We start from the raw sequence: 1,935 nt of genomic DNA on the forward strand, positions 1-1,935 counted from the left end.
CCGATCCACCATCCTTTTTGGGAAAGGGCAGCTGCGTCAGGATGTCCGCTAACGCCGTTGGACTTCCCAATAGCGGACGGTCCGCTTTCCTTCCCCATTACGACTTCGCGAGCGGATAGCCGGGCTTGAGAATCGGTTATTCGCGAAGATGAACCAGCGTCCGAAGTTGGGAAGCGAGGGAAGGGGCGTAAACGTCCGGTTCTGATGACGTGGACGGCTCTCCAACCCTCAAGCAGGATGTCCTGCGGAGAGTCGAAGGAGAGTCACGATGGGAAACGTCACAACGATCGGTCTGGATATCGCGAAGAACGTGTTTCAGGTGCATGGAGTGGATGCTGATGGCGCAGCGGTTGTTCGCCAGCGTCTGACGCGTGGGCGGATGTTGAAGTTCTTCGCCAAGCTGCCTCGGTGTCTACTCGGCATTGAGGCGTGTGCGACATCACACTTCTGGGCGCGCGAGCTGGTCGCGCTCGGGCATGACGTGAAGCTGATGCCGGCGCAGTACGTGAAGCCGTACGTCAAGCGAGGCAAGAACGACGCGGCTGATGCCGAGGCGATCTGCGAGGCAGTGACCCGGCCGACCATGCGCTTTGTCGGGGTCAAGTCGCCCGAGCAGCAGAGCGCGATGATGCTTCATCGTGTCCGCCTGATCCTAAACCGCCAGCGCACGCAGCTGTCGAACGCGATGCGGGCGCACTTGGCCGAGTTCGGGATCGCGGCGCCGATCGGTAGAAACGGCATCGAGCAGCTCCTCGACGTGATCGCTGATCCTACCGATGAGCGCGTACCGGCCGATGCGCGGTTCTGCCTGGAGATGCTGGCAGCGCAGCTGCGCATCGTAAAGGAGCAGATCCTCGAGAACGATCGTCGCATCCTGGCGAGCGCACGCGAGACCGAGCTTGGTCGCCGACTGATGGAGATACCCGGCGTGGGTCCACTGCTCGCCAGCGCCATCGTCGCCACGGTTCCTGACCCCGCGATCTTCCGCTCGGGCCGCAACCTGGCTGCCTGGATAGGCCTGGTGCCGCGGCAGAACTCGAGCGGCGGAAAGGAGCGGCTGGGCAGCATCACGAAGGCGGGCCACCAATATTTGCGTCAGATGCTGATCGTCGGTGCTATGGCCGTCGTGCGCTATGCCGAGCGGAACGGGGCTAAGCGGCCCTGGCTTGTGCAACTGCTTGCCAGGCGGAAGACCAAGGTCGCCGCGGTCGCGCTCGCTAACAAGAACGCCCGCATGATCTGGGCGATGATGGCCAGCGGCGAGCGCTATCGCGAGCCGCAGATCGCGTAACAGGATACGGTGCGGGCGACCGCACCGGACGAGGTTGGGAAGGGCGGATAGGAGCTAATGCAACAAGCCGGTTGAACCGCCGGATCGGGAAAACCCACAAAGACCCAAGCACCTCGAGTGCGTGATTGTGATCGGGACCCGAACCGCGCGAATGGCATTATGGCCAGCGGCGCTATGAGCCGCACTAACAGGTCGGACACATGGCCGCACCAACCAGCATTGCAACGCGACTGTTCAAGCTTGCCAACGGAGGGCCGTCCACACATGGGTCTCCTCAGCCGTGGAACGGCTGACCGCCGCATGGCCCGTCTCGGCCGTTCCCAGTGCCGTCACTTTCCCGAAACTTGCTGCTTTGGGAAACTTGCGGCTTTCCCAACTCTCCGCCTCCACCTAGTCGTTTCGGGAAAGTCCATTCGGGGACAGATTTTGGGAAAGCGGGTGCCGTGGACTCCCGTAGGTACGATCGGCACGGTCTATTTCCCACGTCACGTTCGTTTACGGGAAATGGCATCGCCTCACTGTCAGTTTACCGTCATCGGTTGCAGTAGCTTCGGAGCGGCGCTGCCAGCGGGAGGATCGAGTACGAAGCGGGGATAGGAAAGGATCAGGCCCGTGTTCGGAAGCGTGACGCTTCGCACACCGCC

1 protein-coding gene is annotated in these 1,935 nt (G+C 62.1%); it reads left to right on the top strand.

The features are described from left to right. The first annotated feature begins 268 nt into the window (after positions 1-268). Complete coding sequence (locus C8J40_RS20080; RefSeq protein WP_132898542.1) at positions 269-1,291, top strand: IS110 family transposase; 1,023 nt, start codon at positions 269-271, stop codon at positions 1,289-1,291. The last annotated feature ends 644 nt before the right edge of the window (positions 1,292-1,935 follow it).

The sequence above is a fragment of the Sphingomonas sp. PP-CC-3A-396 genome (genome assembly GCF_004343105.1).
In the GTDB taxonomy this organism is placed as follows: Bacteria; Pseudomonadota; Alphaproteobacteria; order Sphingomonadales; family Sphingomonadaceae; genus Sphingomonas.